This is a genomic window from Ruegeria sp. SCP10, assembly GCF_040329495.1.
Taxonomy (GTDB): domain Bacteria; phylum Pseudomonadota; class Alphaproteobacteria; order Rhodobacterales; family Rhodobacteraceae; genus Ruegeria.
The window spans coordinates 689300-705418 of the sequence record NZ_JBDZYF010000001.1 but is presented as its reverse complement, the minus strand read 5'-3'; the positions used below and the strand labels follow the sequence as shown (position 1 = coordinate 705418).

General features: G+C 56.9%; 17 protein-coding genes and 1 tRNA gene. 13 read left to right on the top strand and 5 right to left on the bottom strand.

Translation table 11 applies throughout. The features are described from left to right. Positions 1-327: 327 nt before the first annotated feature. The 3 genes from ABLN87_RS03615 to ABLN87_RS03605 are packed head-to-tail and all read right to left on the bottom strand — an operon-like array spanning position 328 to position 2386. Complete coding sequence (locus ABLN87_RS03615; RefSeq protein ID WP_353007676.1) at positions 328-1491, bottom strand: HD domain-containing protein; 1164 nt, start codon at positions 1489-1491, stop codon at positions 328-330. Further along, entirely contained in the window at positions 1488-1733 is a 246-nt protein-coding gene (locus ABLN87_RS03610; RefSeq protein ID WP_353007675.1) for a hypothetical protein, read from the bottom strand. The genes ABLN87_RS03615 and ABLN87_RS03610 overlap by 4 nt, the downstream gene beginning before the upstream one ends. Next, complete coding sequence (locus tag ABLN87_RS03605) at positions 1733-2386, bottom strand: alpha/beta hydrolase (protein WP_170536610.1); 654 nt, start codon at positions 2384-2386, stop codon at positions 1733-1735. Before ABLN87_RS03605 ends, ABLN87_RS03610 begins: the two co-directional genes overlap by 1 nt. A 177-nt stretch (positions 2387-2563) precedes the next feature. On the opposite strand from ABLN87_RS03605, the gene ABLN87_RS03600 reads away from it, so the two are divergent. From ABLN87_RS03600 to ABLN87_RS03560, 9 genes are all read left to right on the top strand, one after another. Next, entirely contained in the window at positions 2564-3022 is a 459-nt protein-coding gene (locus ABLN87_RS03600; protein WP_353007674.1) for an Rrf2 family transcriptional regulator, read from the top strand. Positions 3023-3070: 48 nt separating this feature from the next. Beyond that, positions 3071-4114: a cysteine desulfurase family protein gene (locus tag ABLN87_RS03595; protein ID WP_353007673.1), complete on the top strand. Its 1044-nt coding sequence runs from the start codon at positions 3071-3073 to the stop codon at positions 4112-4114. A gap of 18 nt (positions 4115-4132) precedes the next feature. Further along, positions 4133-5653, top strand: a complete 1521-nt coding sequence (sufB, locus tag ABLN87_RS03590) for a Fe-S cluster assembly protein SufB (RefSeq protein WP_353007671.1) — start codon at positions 4133-4135, stop codon at positions 5651-5653. Between the two features lie 71 nt (positions 5654-5724). Then, positions 5725-6480, top strand: coding sequence for a Fe-S cluster assembly ATPase SufC (sufC, locus tag ABLN87_RS03585; RefSeq protein WP_170536617.1), 756 nt, complete (start codon positions 5725-5727; stop codon positions 6478-6480). Continuing rightward, the gene (locus ABLN87_RS03580) at positions 6480-7760 is read left to right on the top strand and encodes a SufB/SufD family protein (protein ID WP_353007670.1); all 1281 of its coding nucleotides are present in this window, start codon (positions 6480-6482) and stop codon (positions 7758-7760) included. The genes sufC and ABLN87_RS03580 overlap by 1 nt, the downstream gene beginning before the upstream one ends. Then, the gene (locus ABLN87_RS03575) at positions 7760-8245 is read left to right on the top strand and encodes a YIP1 family protein (protein ID WP_170536620.1); all 486 of its coding nucleotides are present in this window, start codon (positions 7760-7762) and stop codon (positions 8243-8245) included. Before ABLN87_RS03580 ends, ABLN87_RS03575 begins: the two co-directional genes overlap by 1 nt. Then, positions 8242-8808: a YIP1 family protein gene (locus tag ABLN87_RS03570; protein ID WP_353007668.1), complete on the top strand. Its 567-nt coding sequence runs from the start codon at positions 8242-8244 to the stop codon at positions 8806-8808. Before ABLN87_RS03575 ends, ABLN87_RS03570 begins: the two co-directional genes overlap by 4 nt. A gap of 12 nt (positions 8809-8820) precedes the next feature. Further along, on the top strand, positions 8821-10041 hold the full coding sequence (locus ABLN87_RS03565; RefSeq protein ID WP_353007666.1) for a cysteine desulfurase: 1221 nt from the start codon (positions 8821-8823) through the stop codon (positions 10039-10041). Between the two features lie 66 nt (positions 10042-10107). Continuing rightward, positions 10108-10184: transfer RNA gene (locus ABLN87_RS03560), tRNA-Arg, on the top strand. 107 nt (positions 10185-10291) lie between these two features. Here ABLN87_RS03560 and ABLN87_RS03555 read toward each other — a convergent pair. Next, positions 10292-10861 carry a YcbK family protein gene (locus ABLN87_RS03555; protein WP_353007665.1) on the bottom strand — a complete coding sequence of 190 codons (570 nt, stop codon included), beginning with the start codon at positions 10859-10861 and terminating at the stop codon, positions 10292-10294. A 352-nt stretch (positions 10862-11213) separates the two neighbouring features. Between ABLN87_RS03555 and ABLN87_RS03550 the strand changes: the two genes are divergently transcribed. Genes ABLN87_RS03550 through ABLN87_RS03535 form a run of 4 tightly spaced genes read left to right on the top strand, consistent with a single transcriptional unit; the run spans position 11214 to position 15460 of the window. Continuing rightward, positions 11214-12821, top strand: coding sequence for a L,D-transpeptidase family protein (locus ABLN87_RS03550; RefSeq protein WP_417750373.1), 1608 nt, complete (start codon positions 11214-11216; stop codon positions 12819-12821). A 36-nt stretch (positions 12822-12857) separates the two neighbouring features. After that, positions 12858-13949, top strand: a complete 1092-nt coding sequence (gene lpxD, locus ABLN87_RS03545) for a UDP-3-O-(3-hydroxymyristoyl)glucosamine N-acyltransferase (RefSeq protein ID WP_353007664.1) — start codon at positions 12858-12860, stop codon at positions 13947-13949. Positions 13950-13981: 32 nt separating this feature from the next. Next, positions 13982-14239, top strand: a complete 258-nt coding sequence (locus tag ABLN87_RS03540; protein ID WP_170536685.1) for an acyl carrier protein — start codon at positions 13982-13984, stop codon at positions 14237-14239. Positions 14240-14248: 9 nt separating this feature from the next. After that, positions 14249-15460, top strand: a complete 1212-nt coding sequence (locus tag ABLN87_RS03535; protein ID WP_170536688.1) for a beta-ketoacyl-[acyl-carrier-protein] synthase family protein — start codon at positions 14249-14251, stop codon at positions 15458-15460. A 47-nt stretch (positions 15461-15507) separates the two neighbouring features. Here ABLN87_RS03535 and ABLN87_RS03530 read toward each other — a convergent pair whose 3' ends face one another. After that, the gene (locus ABLN87_RS03530; RefSeq protein ID WP_353007660.1) at positions 15508-16086 is read right to left on the bottom strand and encodes an invasion associated locus B family protein; all 579 of its coding nucleotides are present in this window, start codon (positions 16084-16086) and stop codon (positions 15508-15510) included. Between the last annotated feature and the right edge of the window lie 33 nt (positions 16087-16119).

Sequence of the window (16119 nt, the reverse complement as noted above, 5' to 3'; positions counted from 1 at the left end):
CAGGCTGGCAGGCAAGGGGATTCAGGCAAGCCGGTCATGGCGCTAGCTATGAGGTCGGGTATACCTGACTTTAGGTAAACACGTGATCGTGTAACATCCGCGCCGTTGTTGGTGTTTTGTTACCGAGTGTATTTTATGACTTTATTTGCAAAAACTGTGATTCTTGCCGCGTTTCTTATTGTAGCGCTTGGGTGGCTTGCTGGCGGGGGGTCCGTCGACACTGATGCAGCCAGTATGGTTCAAAAGTTGGATGGTAGCGTGATTTGAGCGCCGATCTGATCCGGTAGGGGGAAAAGGGGCCTTTGGGCTCCTTTTTTCCATTATGTGTCAGGCGTCCATTGCGACTTGGGTTTGGAAATACGCGGCTAACTGAGGCTGCAGCCAGCGCCATAGGGCAGGTGCGCCAGTTTCAATTGCAGGTCGAACCCGTATTTCGATTTGCGCATAAGTCACGTCATAGTCGACCCACGATCCACCTCCGGTTTCCAGATTGGCGATGGGCGTCTGGAAGCGGTCAACCGCTTTGGCAAATACCGCATCCGCTGATTCAGCCGCTTCGAATTCATGCCACAGGTCCGAGAACGCGGCGTTCTGCGGTGCGGGCAGAAGGTCAAACAGACGCTGCGCTGCGGCCTCTTCTTTGGCGGCTTGTGCCGCGTGATCCACGTGACCGTGAATGGGGTGATCGCCAGCGTCGATTTCTACGATGTCATGCAGCAAAAGCATACGCAGCACCCGCGCGACCGAAATATCGGTTTCGGCATGTTCTGACAGCACCCAAGCATACAGCATGATGTGCCAGGAATGCTCGGCTGAGTTTTCGAACCTGTCCGAGGTCATGAGACGTGACGCGCGCAGTACAGTTTTCAGTTTGTCGGCCTCGGTCAGGAACGGAAGCCGCGTAGTAAAGGCGTTTGTGTCTGGGGTTGCTCCCGTCAACAGGGCTTTTGCGTGATCAAAGGCCAAAGGAAACGCTTGTGCCAGATAGGCGACGCGCCCGCCGTCCATATTGTCTTGTGCAATCTCGATATGTGCCGCCTGAGGCTGATCTGCGCAGAGCACCTGAAACAGGGGCTGGCAGCGGTCCAGTATCTTGGCAAAGCGGGCATCCGCTGTCTGATCGCCTTCAAATTCCTGCCACAGCGCTTGAAACTCTTGTCCCTGATCGGGCGGCAATAGGCCAAAGAGCTGTGACGCCGCCCGTTCTTCGGCCTCTGCCACCGCCTGCCAGTCGGTATCCAGATGGATAGGATGGTCGCCTACGATGATCTCGACCAGATCATGCAGCAGCAGCATCCGGATGACCCGGTCAATCGATACATCAGGCGCAGCCAGAGGCGCCATAACCAAAGCCCAAAGCGCCAGATGCCAGCTGTGTTCGGCCGAGTTTTCAGGGCGTGACTGATCCAGCAGAACATTGGCGCGTTCTACCGTTTTCAACCTGTCGGCCTGTTTCAGAAACGCGATTTGAGCCGACAGTCGATCCGTCATTGTTTTTCGATGGCTTTCACTTTGGATCGGTGGGTGCTGAGACGTTTGATGACAAAGGCGCGGGCCTTGCGTTCGGCCAGACGCACGCGGATTTCCGTCAGAAACGCCTCTTCCAGCGATTGAGAGGCCGCACCAAGCACTTCGCCAACTTCGACAAAGAATCGGTCATCGCCGGTTTCATCCATAACCTTCATTGTATCCTCGGCCAGCTTGGCCGCGAGGGAGGTGATGGTGTCCGACATCAGCGCGTATTCTCGGTCAGGCGGCGTTTCACATAGTCGCTGACATCGGTGATCAGCGTGTCCATGTGGCGATCCTGGAAAAAGTGATCGGCACCTTCAACCTCGGTATGGGTGATGGTGATGCCCTTCTGTTCGTGCAGCTTGTTGACCAGTGATGTTGTGTCTGCTGGAGGCGCCACACGATCAGACGAGCCGTTGATGATCAGGCCCGAAGACGGGCAGGGCGCCAGGAACGAGAAATCATACATATTGGCCGGGGGCGAAACGCTGATGAAGCCGGTGATCTCGGGGCGGCGCATCAGCAGCTGCATCCCGATCCACGCACCAAACGAGAACCCTGCCACCCAGCAGTGTTTCGAGTTGTTGTTCATCGACTGCAGGTAATCCAGTGCCGAGGCCGCATCGCTGAGCTCGCCCACGCCCTGATCATATTCACCCTGGCTGCGACCGACGCCGCGGAAGTTAAAGCGCAACACGGTGAAACCCATGTTGTAGAACGCGTAATGCAGGTTGTAGACGACCTTGTTGTTCATGGTCCCGCCGAACTGCGGGTGCGGGTGCAGCACGATGGCGATCGGAGCGTCTTTTTCCTTTTGCGGGTGGTAACGGCCTTCCAGGCGGCCTTCGGGTCCGGGAAAAATCACCTCGGGCATGTGTGCTTTGGTCCTGTCTTTTTCTTCTTCGAGCCCGGATATACTTGACGATAATCGTCGGGCACCTTAGAACGGTTCTAATAAATAGCGGCACGTATTGTCGCTGCCCGTCGGAGATACGCACTGGCGGCGGCGGCGTCAATGATTTCGCGAGTATCTTGCCATAAGGGAATACCAATGAAGCTGTCGACGAAGGGCCGTTATGCCATGGTTGCGCTGGCCGACATCGCGCTGCAGCCCTCGGATCAGTTGGTCACGCTGGGTGAGATATCGGAACGTCAGGACATTTCATTGCCCTATCTTGAGCAGTTATTTGTCAAACTGCGCCGGGCCGAACTTGTGGCATCTGTTCGAGGGCCCGGTGGTGGCTATCGTTTGGCGCGGCCCGCATCGGAAATCCGTGTCGTCGAGGTTCTGTCCGCCGTTGATGAAACGGTGGATGCGTTGTCCAAAGGGGCAGGGGCGTCCGGTGCATCTTCGGGCAGCCGCGCTCAATCCCTGACCAATCGTCTTTGGGAAAGCATGAGCGCGCATGTCTATGTGTTCCTGCATCAGACCCGCTTGTCGGATGTGATCAAGAACGATCTCGCCCCATGTCCCGCTGTGCCCAGCCTGTTTGCTCTTGTTGATGAATAGAGCTTCGATCCTCAGTTGCCCGTCTAGTGTCTGACAAAAGATGTATCCATGACTCGCGTCTATCTCGATCATAACGCCACCACCCCTTTGCGCCCTGAGGCTCGGGACGCGATGATTGCGGCGATGGAGGTCTGCGGGAACCCGTCATCGGTGCACGCCGAAGGCCGCACAGCCAAAGCGTTGATCGAACGTGCGAGGGCGCAGATCGCCACCGCATTTGGGGCCGATGGGGCGGATATCGTATTTACCTCAGGCTCGACCGAAGGCGCTGCGTTGGCGCTTGCTGGTCGGGGACTACACGGGGCAGCAATCGAGCATGATGCCGTAAGGTCATGGATTAAAGAAGATATTCCGGTTCAAGAAACGGGTCTTGTTGATCTACCCGATCCAGCCAACGCAACGCTTCAGTTGGCCAATTCCGAAACGGGTATTGTTCAGACTCTTCCTTCGGGACTGGCCGTGACGGATGCCACACAGGCCTTTGGAAAGCTGCCGGTGGCATTTAATTGGATGGACGTTCAGTTGGCGTTGATCTCAGCGCATAAACTGGGCGGGCCCAAGGGTGTTGGTGCTGTTGTCATGAAGCGCGGCACCGATCTTTCAGCCCAGATCAAGGGCGGCGGGCAAGAGATGGGACGGCGTTCGGGCACGGAAAATGTCATTGGAATCGCAGGGTTCGGGGCTGCAGCTGAAGCTTCAGCACGTGATCTGGCCAATGGTGTTTGGGAGCAGGTTGAAGAATTTAGAAATATTCTAGAAAATGCTCTTGAGGCCGGAAATAAATCACCTATTTTTGTCGGGAAAGGTCAGAAGCGCCTGCCAAACACTCTGTGTTTCGCCTCACCCGGTTGGAAAGGTGAAACCCAGGTCATGCAGATGGATCTGTCGGGTTTTGCGATCAGCGCGGGCTCGGCCTGTTCCAGCGGCAAGGTGCGCGCCAGTGCTGTGCTGACGGCGATGGGATATGACGAGGTAACAGCAGCCAGCGCAATCCGCGTTTCGCTGGGTCCTCGGACCACAAATGAAGATGTGCTGCGGTTTGCTGAAACGTGGCTGGATAAAGAGAAAAAGCATCGCGCGCGCGCCGCGTGATCTGATGGAGAGGAAGCAATGGCCGCTTTGGACCAGACCCAGGTGAAAGAAGGTGTCGATCAGGAAACCGTGGATGCGGTGCGCGAGGTCAGCACATATAAATACGGCTGGGATACAGATATCGAGATGGAATACGCGCCCAAAGGCGTGAACCCAGATATCGTGCGGCTTATCTCAGAGAAAAACGAAGAACCCGAGTGGATGACCGAATGGCGTCTGTCGGCCTTCGAGCGTTGGACCAAGATGGAAGAGCCGAAATGGGCCATGGTCAACTATCCTGAGATCGACTTTCAGGACCAGTATTACTATGCCCGTCCGAAATCGATGGAGGAAAAACCCAAGTCGCTCGATGAGGTCGATCCGAAGCTGCTGGCCACCTACGAAAAGCTGGGTATCCCGCTGAAAGAACAGATGATTCTGGCGGGCGTTGAAGGCGCTGAAAACGCGCCGGCCGAGGGGCGCAAAGTTGCTGTCGACGCGGTGTTTGACTCCGTCTCGGTTGGGACAACCTTTCAGAAAGAGCTGAAGGCAGCGGGCGTCATCTTCTGTTCGATTTCCGAGGCGATCAAAGAACATCCTGAGCTGGTCAAGAAATACCTTGGCACCGTGGTTCCGGTCTCGGATAACTTTTATGCCACGTTGAACTCAGCCGTGTTCTCGGATGGCTCGTTCGTCTACATCCCGCCGGGCGTCCGCTGCCCGATGGAGTTGAGCACCTATTTCCGCATCAACGCCGAAAACACCGGTCAGTTCGAACGCACCCTGATCATTGCCGATAAAGGCAGCTATGTCAGCTACTTGGAGGGCTGTACAGCACCTCAGCGCGACACCGCGCAGCTGCACGCCGCCGTGGTCGAGATCATCGTCGAAGAAGACGCCGAGGTGAAGTACTCGACCGTTCAGAATTGGTTCCCCGGCGACGAGAACGGTAAAGGTGGTATCTATAACTTTGTGACCAAGCGCGCCGATTGCCGTGGGGATCGCTCCAAGGTGATGTGGACACAGGTGGAAACCGGCTCGGCCGTCACTTGGAAATACCCGTCCTGCATTTTGCGCGGTGAGGAAAGCCAAGGTGAGTTCTACTCGATCGCGATTGCCAACAACTATCAGCAGGCCGATACCGGCACCAAGATGGTTCACCTGGGCAAGAACACCAAGTCGCGCATTGTCTCCAAAGGCATCAGCGCGGGTAAGGCACAGAACACCTATCGTGGACTGGTTTCTATGCACCCGAAGGCCAAGGACAGCCGCAACTACACCCAGTGTGACAGCTTGCTGATCGGCGACAAATGCGGGGCGCATACGGTTCCGTATATCGAGGTCAAGAATAACTCATCGCGTGTGGAACACGAAGCGACCACCTCCAAGGTGGATGACGATCAGCTGTTCTACTGCCGTCAGCGCGGCATGGACGAGGAAGAGGCCGTGGCCCTTGTGGTCAACGGTTTCTGCAAGGACGTGCTGCAGGCGTTGCCGATGGAATTTGCGATGGAAGCCCAGCAATTGGTGGCCATCAGCCTCGAAGGATCAGTGGGTTAGTCCCGACTTTCACAGAATTCAGAACATATTCGGGGTCGTACGACCCCTTGCGATACGCAAAAGGACAAAACATGCTGGAAATCAAGAACCTGCACGTACAGCTTGAAGAAGAAGACAAGCAAATTCTCAAAGGTGTGGACCTGACGGTTGAAGCTGGCAAGGTACACGCGATCATGGGGCCGAACGGCTCGGGCAAGTCGACGCTGAGCTATGTGCTGTCGGGCAAGGATGGCTACGAAGTCACCGAAGGCGCTGCCACACTCGATGGCGAAGATCTTCTGGAGATGGAACCGGAAGAACGCGCCGCTGCGGGTGTGTTTCTGGCCTTCCAGTACCCGGTCGAGATTCCGGGCGTCGGCAATATGACATTCCTGCGAACCGCCGTGAACGCGCAGCGTAAAGCGCGCGGGGAAGAGGAGCTGTCAGCGGCAGACTTCCTAAAAGAGGTGCGCGCCAAGGCGAAAACCCTGAAGATCGACGCCGATATGCTGAAGCGCCCGGTCAATGTGGGCTTCTCGGGTGGTGAGAAAAAGCGCAACGAGATCCTGCAGATGGCCATGCTGGAACCTAAGATGTGCATCATGGATGAGACCGACTCGGGCCTCGATGTGGATGCGATGAAGCTGGTGGCCGAAGGTGTGAACGCGCTGCGCGATCAGGGCCGTGGTTTCCTGGTCATCACCCACTATCAGCGCTTGCTGGATCACATCAAACCTGATGTCGTGCACATCATGGCAGACGGCCGTATCGTCAAAACCGGCGGGCCCGAGCTGGCGCTTGAGGTCGAAAACAACGGCTATTCCGACATTCTTGCCGAGGTGAACTGATGGCCTTGCCCGAAGTCAAACAATCCGCAACCGAGGCGCGGCTGGCCGGGCTGACCATGCCCGATGCAGGTTGCACCCGCGCGGCCCGCGAAGATGCGCTGGCCCGTGTGTTGGAAACAGGTCTGCCGGGGCGCCGCGACGAATACTGGAAATATACACAGCCCGATACTCTGGTCGCGGCAGTGGCGCTGCCTGCGGCTGTTTTTGCAGATGATGAGGCGCTGATCTTCGATGAGTTCGATAGCCTGAAGATCGTATTCATCGATGGTGTTTTCAACGCTGACGAGTCCGATGATCTGTCGCTGGAAGGTGTCAGCATCGACCGGTTAGAAGATATTTGCTGCAAAGATATCCACTGGGCCAAGGACCTGTATGGCGTTCTGGAGGCGCGTGGTCAGGTGCCAGTACAGCGCCCTCTGGCCGCTTTGAACACGGCTTTTGCCTCGGATGGGGTGGCTATTCATGTGACCGGTAAACCGTCGAAGCCAATCAACCTGATCTATCGTCATGCATCGCCCACTTCAGACGCGATCCTGCATCACGTGGTCCGCGTCGAGAGCGGGGCTGAGGCGACCATCCTGGAAACAGGTCCTGCAGCATCACGTTTTAACAAATGTATGGAAATCGACATTGCAGATACCGGCACCCTGCACCATGTCCGGGCACAGGGTCGTGATCACGAACGCCGCGCGGCGACGCATATGTTCACCCGGCTGGGGCAGGAATCGGTCTACAAATCCTTCACCCTGACCGTAAATGGCGTTCTGACGCGCAATGAACAGGTCATCGAACTGACGGGCGATGATGCGGTTGCGCATGTGGCCGGGGCCTGTGTCGGGGACGGAAATTTCCACCATGATGATACGGTGTTCATCACCCATGATGCGGTGAATTGCGAAAGCCGTCAGGTGTTCAAGAAGGTGCTGCGCAACGGCGCGACCGGTGTTTTTCAGGGCAAGATCCTTGTCAAGGAAGGGGCGCAGAAGACCGACGGCTACCAGATCAGCCAATCGCTGCTTCTGGATGATGACAGTCAGTTTCTCGCGAAACCCGAGCTGGAGATCTACGCCGACGATGTGGCCTGTTCGCACGGGTCGACCTCGGGCGCGATTGACGAAACCGCGCTGTTTTACCTGCGCTCACGCGGGGTTCCAGAGAAAGACGCGACCAACATGCTGACGCTGGCGTTTCTGGCCGAAGCCGTGGACGAGGTTGAAGACAGCGCCCTGGCTGAGGCTTTGGTCAGCCGGCTGGAAGGGTGGCTGGCCCGCCGCAGCTGATGCCGGTGTCATCAGATATCGTTGCCACCTATCGGGGGCCGGGGCGCGTTGTGCGTCGGCTTCTGGATATGGGGCCGCGTGAAGACCGGGCGCTGATCTTTGTCATGGCTTTCTGTATTGTCGCATTCATCGCCCAGATGCCCGGCCTTGCACGTCGTGCCCATATTGAAGGCGTCGAGCTGAATATGCTGCTGGGCGGGGCCTTGATGGGCTCGGTCTTTATTCTGCCGTTGTTTTTCTACACGCTTGCACTGTTATCGCACTGGGCGGCGCGCATGATGGGTGGCAACGGCACGCCCTATGGCGCGCGGCTTGCGTTGTTCTGGGCATTGCTGTCTTCAGCTCCGCTGGTGTTGCTGAATGGATTGGTCGCCGGATTCATCGGCCCAGGCCCGGCTTTGACCTTGGTTGGTTTGATTTGGGTTGCTGTCTTTTTCTGGTTCTGGTTATCCGGGTTAAGGCAAGTACAAAGGTCAGCAGAATGAATGTTCCTCATCTGGGTCAACTGGCGGTTCTGACAATCAGAAAACCCGCCGAAGCGGCAAAACAGCTATTGGTTCTGAAACCGGGGCGAGAGGTTCTTTGGCTGACCTTCTTTCTGGCGGTTGTCCTCAACTGCCTGATCCAGCTGGGTATTGATCTGTCCGTTCCCGTGGGCGACGGCGAAACTGGTCCGGTGATCGATAGCGTACCTTTGGTTTTGATCCGATCGGCCGGCGCGATGATGTTGAGCATCTTGGCGTTTTTGTTCGTCGGCCGCCTGCTGGGGGGTACAGCCACATTTGACGACATGATGATCCTGACGATCTGGCTGCAATACCTTCAGATCGCCGCCTTGATGGGGACATTGATTCTTAGCCTGACCGTTCCGGTCTTTATGGCGCTGTTGTTGTTCGCCACAGCAATACTGAGCCTCTATATCACGCTGCATTTCCTGAACGAGGCGCATCAGTTCGGCTCGCTCTGGAAATCCTTTGCCGTCGTACTTCTGTCCGCTTTGGTTGCGGTTCCCTTCGTCCTGATGTTCGCCCCTGCGGCACCCGTCTAGAAAGATCACCTCATGTATGATGTGCAGAAAATCCGATCTGACTTTCCGATCCTGTCACGCGAGGTGAACGGAAAGCCGCTGACCTATCTGGACAACGGCGCCTCGGCGCAGAAACCGCAGGTTGTGATTGACGCCGTGACTCAGGCCTATTCGCATGAGTATTCGAACGTGCATCGCGGGCTGCACTACCTGTCGAATCTGGCGACCGAGAACTATGAAAATGTGCGCGGCACCATCGCGCGGTTTATGGGTGTCGCCAATGAGGATGAGATCGTTCTGAACTCGGGTACCACCGAGGGGATCAACCTGGTGGCTTATGGCTGGGCCATGCCCCGGCTTGAGGCAGGGGATGAGATTGTTCTGAGCGTGATGGAGCATCACGCGAATATTGTGCCCTGGCACTTCTTGCGTGAACGGCAGGGCGTTGTTCTGAAATGGGTCGATGTCGATGCGGATGGCGGGCTGGACCCGCAGGCGGTGCTCGACGCGATTGGACCAAAGACCAAGCTGGTTGCGATCACGCATTGCTCGAACGTTTTGGGAACGGTGGTGGATGTCAAAGCGATCACCGAAGGCGCCCATGCCAAAGGTGTTCCGGTGCTGGTGGATGGCAGCCAGGGTGCGGTTCATATGCCGGTCAATATTGATGAGATCGGTTGTGATTTCTATGCCATCACGGGTCACAAGCTTTATGGCCCATCAGGATCGGGTGCGATTTTCATCAAATCCGACCGCATGGCCGAGATGCGCCCCTTCATCGGCGGTGGCGACATGATCAAAGAGGTCAGCAAAGATCAGGTCATCTACAACGACCCGCCCATGAAATTCGAGGCCGGAACCCCCGGTATCGTGCAAACCATCGGTTTGGGCGTCGCGTTGGAATACATGATGGATCTGGGGATGGAGAACATTGCCGCACACGAATCCAGTTTGCGGGACTATGCGATGCAACGCCTGACCGGGTTGAACTGGCTACAGGTCCAGGGCACACGCCCGGATAAGGCCGCAATCTTCAGCTTCACGCTCGATGGGGCAGGGCACGCGCATGACGTATCAACCATCCTTGACAAAAAAGGCGTTGCTGTGCGCGCCGGTCATCACTGCGCGGGTCCGCTGATGGATCATCTGGGTGTAACCGCGACCTGCCGGGCGAGCTTTGGCCTCTATAACACCACCGATGAGGTCGATACGCTGATCGAAGCACTTGAACTGGCGCATGATTTGTTTGCCTGAAACGATCCCCGGGGGCGGAGATTTCCAGTTGCACCCGGACCGGATCAGGGTTAGCTAACGGCCAAGGCACCTGTAGCTCAGCTGGATAGAGCGCTGCCCTCCGAAGGCAGAGGCCAGAGGTTCGAATCCTCTCAGGTGCGCCATTTCTCATCGGAATTTACCCAGCCCACAGAGCCGCCAACAAGCAGGTAAAAGAAAACCCCCGTCAGGCGATCTGCGGGGGTTCGGAACGAATAGCTGGTCGGGTGGATCAGCCGCGCCAGCTTCGGACGACGCCGCAATCCATGTGGACAAAGTTCGACCGGTAGTATTGACCGACACCACCAGCACGGCAAGACATCGCGGCCTTGGCCATCTGGGATACCGAACGGGACGACAGGCGCAAATCTGCGGCCTGACCCTGCATGTGCAAGGAATTCCGGGCCACGCGGCGCGACTTTGAGCGCAGCATTGCGTTGGTCTGGGGGGAGCGGTAGCCCGACAACAGCATATAAGGCTCATTTGCATCCAGCAGATTGTGTGAGGCTGCCATGATGTCGATGGTACGCAGGTCCATGCTTTTGGATTGATCGGTGCGCCAGTCGCGCATGAAATGGTTCACTTCTTTGACAGCATCCTTGATGTATTTGCCGTCAACCCAATATATCATGTCGATCCGTTCGCCCGTGCGACCGGAATACATGCGAATACGACGAACATCGCCGCCGCCACGAAGGAATCCTGCTGCTTTGGAATAGGTTGGTGCGGCTACGACCGCCGTTGCCGCGAATGCGCCCAATAGGGCACGCCGGGTCAAGCCCGATGTACTGCTTTTGGTCATTTTCTGTTTCGTCCCGTACTGTATCCTGCCTGCGAACGATGTTACGTTCGCTGTCTTAATATTTCCCATCCCAGATGGCGAATTTATGGCACAAACAGATTCGAGGGCCAAGTTTTGTTTGTTTTTCAGCAGAACAAGGGGGAATTTTCGGCAGTTTTTCGCGCAACTGAGATTTTTGGCATATTTTTCGCGCGACTGAGGGGTTTTGGCATCGCCGCGATGCAATCGCGCATCAGCCGCAAAAGAAGACCAAGGGTAAGGTATTTGTGAATAGACAACGACCTGTTCCCAAAATCATATTGGTTCGGCGCAGTCCCATCTGTGCAAGCTATTGAATAACCAAGGGCATCCCATGTTCTCTGTATTTCGGACCAGTACCAGTATCCTTGTAACAGCCTGTTTTGCGGCAACCGCCGCGATGGCCAATACCGCCTCTGACGCGATGCAGGGGACCGCTTTTCAAATGGCAGTGGCTGAACATATGCCAACGTCAGACGATGTCGCGGTATTTTACCGGTCCAACGGCTATGCGCCGGTTTGGGTGGGTCCTTCGCAAGATCATGCCGATCGTCGCGCCGCTTTGATTGAAGCTTTGTCAAGCAGCCATATGCATGGGTTGCCATCCGCGAGCTATGATGTTGACGCTCTGATGGACCAGATGCGCACGGCACGTTCGGTGCGGGATCTTGGCGCGCTTGAAGCTGAATTGACCACCCTGTTTCTGGACTATGCCGACGATCTTTATGCCGGGGCACTGCGCCCGGCCAGCATTGATGACGGACTTGTTCGTAAGGTCGAGCGCCGCAGCCCCGAAGCGCATTTGCAACAGTTAAACGCCCAAGGGGCTGGCTATTTTGATCAGCTTGCTCCGCAAACGCGCCAATATCGGTCATTGATGAAACAGAAACTGGCGTTGGAAGCTCTGCTGGATCAGGGCGGCTGGGGGCCAACTGTTCCCGTGACCAAACTGGAATTTGGCGACACGGGTGCCACAGTGGTCAAACTGCGCAACCGCTTGGTGACTATGGGGTATCTGAAGCCAACCGCGAGCCCGAGCTATGACGATGCCATGCTTGCTGCCGTTCGCGCCTTCCAGACCGATCATGGGTTGGAACCCGACGGGGTTGCCGGAAAGGGTACCATCTCCGAGATCAACCGCCCGGTATCAGATCGGCTTAAGGCCGTTCATGTCGCGCTGGAGCGTGAGCGGTGGTTGCCACGCGAACGCGGTGAGCGTCATATTCTTGTCAATCAGGCCGATTTCTCAGCCAAGATCGTGGATGACGGGCAAGTCACGTTTGAAACGCGCGCTGTGATCGGCAAGAATGTTCATGATCGCCGCAGCCCCGAGTTCTCGGACGAGATGGAGCATATGGTGATCAACCCCAGCTGGTATGTACCACGCTCGATCATCACCAAGGAATATTTGCCCAAGCTGCAATCAAACCCGAATGCGGTCGGGCATATCCAGATCACAGATCGCCGTGGCCGTCAGGTCAATCGCGGAGCCGTGGATTTCACTCAGTTCACCGCGCGCAACTTCCCGTTTGCGATGCGGCAACCCCCGAGCAAGAGTAACGCGTTGGGGCTGGTGAAGTTCATGTTCCCTAATAAGTACAACATCTATCTACATGATACGCCTCAGAAATCTCTGTTCGCACGTGAAGTGCGAGCCTTTTCGCATGGCTGCATCCGACTGGCGCAGCCGTTCGAGTTCGCCTATGCGCTGCTGGCTTTGCAGGAGGAGGATCCAAAGGCGTTCTTCCACCGTGTGCTGAACAGCGGGAAAGAGACAAAAGTTGAGTTGGATCAGAAAGTTCCAGTGCATCTGATCTACCGCACGGCTTATGTTGGCCCGAAAGGTAAGGTTCAGTATCGCCGCGACGTCTATAACCGTGATGCTAAGATTTGGACGGCACTGCAGAAGGCAGGGGTGGTCCTGCCGGACGTTCAGGGATAAGCACAAGGGCAAATCCTGCCAAAGGGAACGCCCGTCATGCAATATACCATCCAGCAAATCGCCGACAGCCTTGGTGCGGAGTGTCAGGGCGACACCGGCTTGACGATCGACAGAGCGGCCGAACCGGGAGACGCCGGACTCACGGATCTGGCTATGGCAATGTCCCCGAAATATGCCGACGCTCTGACCGGTGGTAAGGCGCGCGCGGCGGTACTCTGGGAAGGCGCTGATTGGCAGGCAATGGGATTGCAGGCTGCAATCTTTGTAAAACGTCCGCGTATGGCTATGGCCGGGATCACATCGATGCTGGATCGCGGGCAGGGGATTGAGCCCGGCATTCATCCATCTGCGGTGATCGATCCAACGGCCGAGATTGGCGCGGATGTCTCAATCGGGCCTTTGACAGTTGTAGGCGCCCGCGCTCGGATCGGTGCGGGCTCGGTCATTGGTGCGCACTGTACGATTGGGATAGACGCGGTTCTTGGCGAACAGGCTTGGCTGCGTGAGATGGTCAGCATCGGCGCACGTGCGCAGATCGGTCATCGCTTTATTGCCCAACCGGGTGCGCGGATCGGTGGAGACGGCTTCAGCTTTGTCACACCTGAGGTTTCGGGCGCTGAAAACGCCCGCAAAACCATGGGTGATCAGGGCGAAGCCAAGGCGCAAAGCTGGCTGCGTATTCACTCGCTGGGCGCGGTTGAAATTGGCGATGATGTCGAGGTCGGCTCGAACTGTACCGTCGACAATGGCACGATCCGAAACACACGCATCGGCGACGGTTCGAAACTGGATAACCTTGTTCACGTGGGCCACAACACGCGCGTGGGGCGCGATTGCCTTCTGTGTGGTCAAACCGGCGTTTCGGGGTCGGTTGAGATTGGCAACAACGTGGTGTTGGGTGGGCAGACCGGGGTTGTCGACAATATCTTCATCGGCGATGACGTGATCTCGGGGGGCGGCACCAAAATTTTGTCAAATGTGCCTGCTGGGCGCGTCATCATGGGCTATCCGGGCATCAAGATGGACACCCATACCGAGATCTACAAAGCACAACGCCGGTTGCCGCGCTTGGCACGCGACGTCGAGGCACTCAAAAAGGCTGTTTCCAAACAGGCCCCGAGTGATTAAATCATCCTCAGATTGATAACCAGGGGATCGATATGAGCATCAGCGACCGCGTCATCGCAATCATTGCAGAGCAGGCCGTGCTGGAGCCATCGGATGTGACACCCGACAGCACGTTGGAGGATCTGGGCATCGACAGCCTTGGTCTGGTCGAAAGCATCTTTGCCATCGAAGAAGAGTTCGATATTTCGGTGCCCTTCAATGCCAATGAGCCCGAAGCGAATGATTTCGACATCTCGAACGTGGCCGCAATCATCGCGGGCATCGAAAAGCTTGTATCGGAAAAGGTCTGACCCGGAACAATGAAACGGGTCGTCATTACCGGGGCAGGTACTATCAATTCTCTGGGCCATTCAGTGCCCGATACGCTTGAAGCCATGCGCGAGGGGCGTTGCGGGATCTCTGAGCTGGAGTTTCGCGACGTGGATCGCCTTGCCATCAAGATCGGCGGGCAGGTGCGCGGTTTCGAGGCCGAAGGGCGCTTTAACCGCCAACAGATGTCTCTGTATGACCGATTTACACAATTCACACTGACCGCCGCGAAAGAGGCCATCGACCAATCGGGAATCGAATTCCATGGTGAATTGGCGGCCCGGTCTGGCGTGGTTCTGGGTACGGCAGGTGGCGGTGTCTCGACCTGGGATGACAATTACCGGTCGGTCTACGAAGACGGCAAGAACCGCGTGCACCCCTTTGTTGTGCCCAAGCTGATGAACAATGCCGCGGCCAGCCACGTGTCGATGGAACACAACCTCAAGGGCCCAAGCTTTACCGTTTCGACCGCCTGCGCGTCATCGAACCACGCGATGGCGCAGGCCTTTCAGATGGTGCGCAGCGGAGCAGCGCCCGCCATGGTCACCGGTGGGTCCGAATCCATGCTGTGTTTCGGCGGCGTAAAGGCCTGGGAAGGGCTGCGGGTGATGTCCAAGGATGCCTGTCGCCCCTTCAGCGCCAACCGCAACGGAATGGTGCAGGGCGAAGGCGCTGGCATCTTTGTCTTCGAGGAATACGATCATGCCCGCGCACGTGGTGCCGACATCCTGTGCGAGGTCGTGGGTTTCGCCATGTCGTCCGATGCATCCGATATCGTCATGCCCAGCAAACAGGGCGCATCCCGTGCGATGGCAGGCGCCCTCGCGGATGCCAAACTGAACGCCAGCGACGTATGCTATATCAATGCTCACGGCACTGGGACGGCTGCGAACGACAAGACCGAATGCGCGGCCGTTGCCGATGTGTTTGGGCCGCATGCGGATGATCTGATGATCTCATCCACGAAGTCCATGCACGGCCACCTGATCGGTGGCACTGGAGCGGTTGAGCTGTTGGCCTGTATCATGGCACTGCGGGACGGAGTCATCGCCCCGACGATCAGCTATGAAGAACCTGATCCGGAATGCGCGCTAGATGTGGTGCCCAACGAAGCGCGCGAGGCCAAGGTTGAAGTCGCGCTCAGCAACGCTTTTGCCTTTGGAGGCTTGAACGCTGTGCTTGCGTTAAAAAAGCTGCAGTAGATCAGCATCGCCGCAGTTGATGCACTGCGGCGATGGACGTTGGTCGTCTAGTTCAAGTTAACGGACAGGCCGTCGAATCCAGATGTGAAACCGGACAGAGACATCTCCATGTCCAGAATCTGATCGGGAAAGCGTGCCGGCACCAGGGAAAAGATCGCGGTGCTGCCCGATTTCATGGCGTCGATGTCGCCCTGGCTCAGCCCGAGCTGAGCGACGCAACCAACAGGCACACAATGGTGGTAGTTATACAGCTTGCGCGGCGCTCCATCGATGGACAGGGCCAGTTGCGCTTGCAGCAGGGTTTCCAGCGGAACGATCACATTCGCCCAGGCGACGGCCGCGCCGCCTTCGGGCAGCTTGCCAATCGACACTTCGGCGATCGGTTCACCTTGCTCGCCGTTTAGGACCTGGACGATTGCGCATGGGTCATCGCCCTCTTGCGCTTTGAGGCAGGAGACATCCCAATCGCCGCTTTTTTCTTTGACGTATTGCTCGCCGACTCGCGGGCCGGTTTCGCCCAGATCCAGACCGCTTTCTGCGTCTGTCGTGGTTGTGTCCTGCGCACTTGCCGCGCCGCAGATCAGCGCAGCGACGAGCGTATTGATCGAGAGGAGTTTCTTATTCATGAATGCCTCGGTTTGATGATTGAGTGAGTTTTT

What these genes read in the sequence shown, in the direction of transcription:
- ABLN87_RS03540 (WP_170536685.1), top strand. Translation starts at nt 13,982, where the DNA reads ATGAGCATCAGCGACCGCGTCATCGCAATCATTGCAGAGCAGGCCGTG.
- lpxD (WP_353007664.1), top strand. Translation starts at nt 12,858, where the DNA reads ATGCAATATACCATCCAGCAAATCGCCGACAGCCTTGGTGCGGAGTGT.
- ABLN87_RS03615 (WP_353007676.1), bottom strand. Translation starts at nt 1,491, where the DNA reads ATGACGGATCGACTGTCGGCTCAAATCGCGTTTCTGAAACAGGCCGAC.
- ABLN87_RS03605 (WP_170536610.1), bottom strand. Translation starts at nt 2,386, where the DNA reads ATGCCCGAGGTGATTTTTCCCGGACCCGAAGGCCGCCTGGAAGGCCGT.
- ABLN87_RS03570 (WP_353007668.1), top strand. Translation starts at nt 8,242, where the DNA reads ATGAATGTTCCTCATCTGGGTCAACTGGCGGTTCTGACAATCAGAAAA.
- sufB (WP_353007671.1), top strand. Translation starts at nt 4,133, where the DNA reads ATGGCCGCTTTGGACCAGACCCAGGTGAAAGAAGGTGTCGATCAGGAA.
- ABLN87_RS03575 (WP_170536620.1), top strand. Translation starts at nt 7,760, where the DNA reads ATGCCGGTGTCATCAGATATCGTTGCCACCTATCGGGGGCCGGGGCGC.
- ABLN87_RS03565 (WP_353007666.1), top strand. Translation starts at nt 8,821, where the DNA reads ATGTATGATGTGCAGAAAATCCGATCTGACTTTCCGATCCTGTCACGC.
- ABLN87_RS03600 (WP_353007674.1), top strand. Translation starts at nt 2,564, where the DNA reads ATGAAGCTGTCGACGAAGGGCCGTTATGCCATGGTTGCGCTGGCCGAC.
- ABLN87_RS03530 (WP_353007660.1), bottom strand. Translation starts at nt 16,086, where the DNA reads ATGAATAAGAAACTCCTCTCGATCAATACGCTCGTCGCTGCGCTGATC.
- ABLN87_RS03595 (WP_353007673.1), top strand. Translation starts at nt 3,071, where the DNA reads ATGACTCGCGTCTATCTCGATCATAACGCCACCACCCCTTTGCGCCCT.
- sufC (WP_170536617.1), top strand. Translation starts at nt 5,725, where the DNA reads ATGCTGGAAATCAAGAACCTGCACGTACAGCTTGAAGAAGAAGACAAG.
- ABLN87_RS03580 (WP_353007670.1), top strand. Translation starts at nt 6,480, where the DNA reads ATGGCCTTGCCCGAAGTCAAACAATCCGCAACCGAGGCGCGGCTGGCC.
- ABLN87_RS03555 (WP_353007665.1), bottom strand. Translation starts at nt 10,861, where the DNA reads ATGACCAAAAGCAGTACATCGGGCTTGACCCGGCGTGCCCTATTGGGC.
- ABLN87_RS03610 (WP_353007675.1), bottom strand. Translation starts at nt 1,733, where the DNA reads ATGTCGGACACCATCACCTCCCTCGCGGCCAAGCTGGCCGAGGATACA.
- ABLN87_RS03535 (WP_170536688.1), top strand. Translation starts at nt 14,249, where the DNA reads ATGAAACGGGTCGTCATTACCGGGGCAGGTACTATCAATTCTCTGGGC.
- ABLN87_RS03550 (WP_417750373.1), top strand. Translation starts at nt 11,214, where the DNA reads ATGTTCTCTGTATTTCGGACCAGTACCAGTATCCTTGTAACAGCCTGT.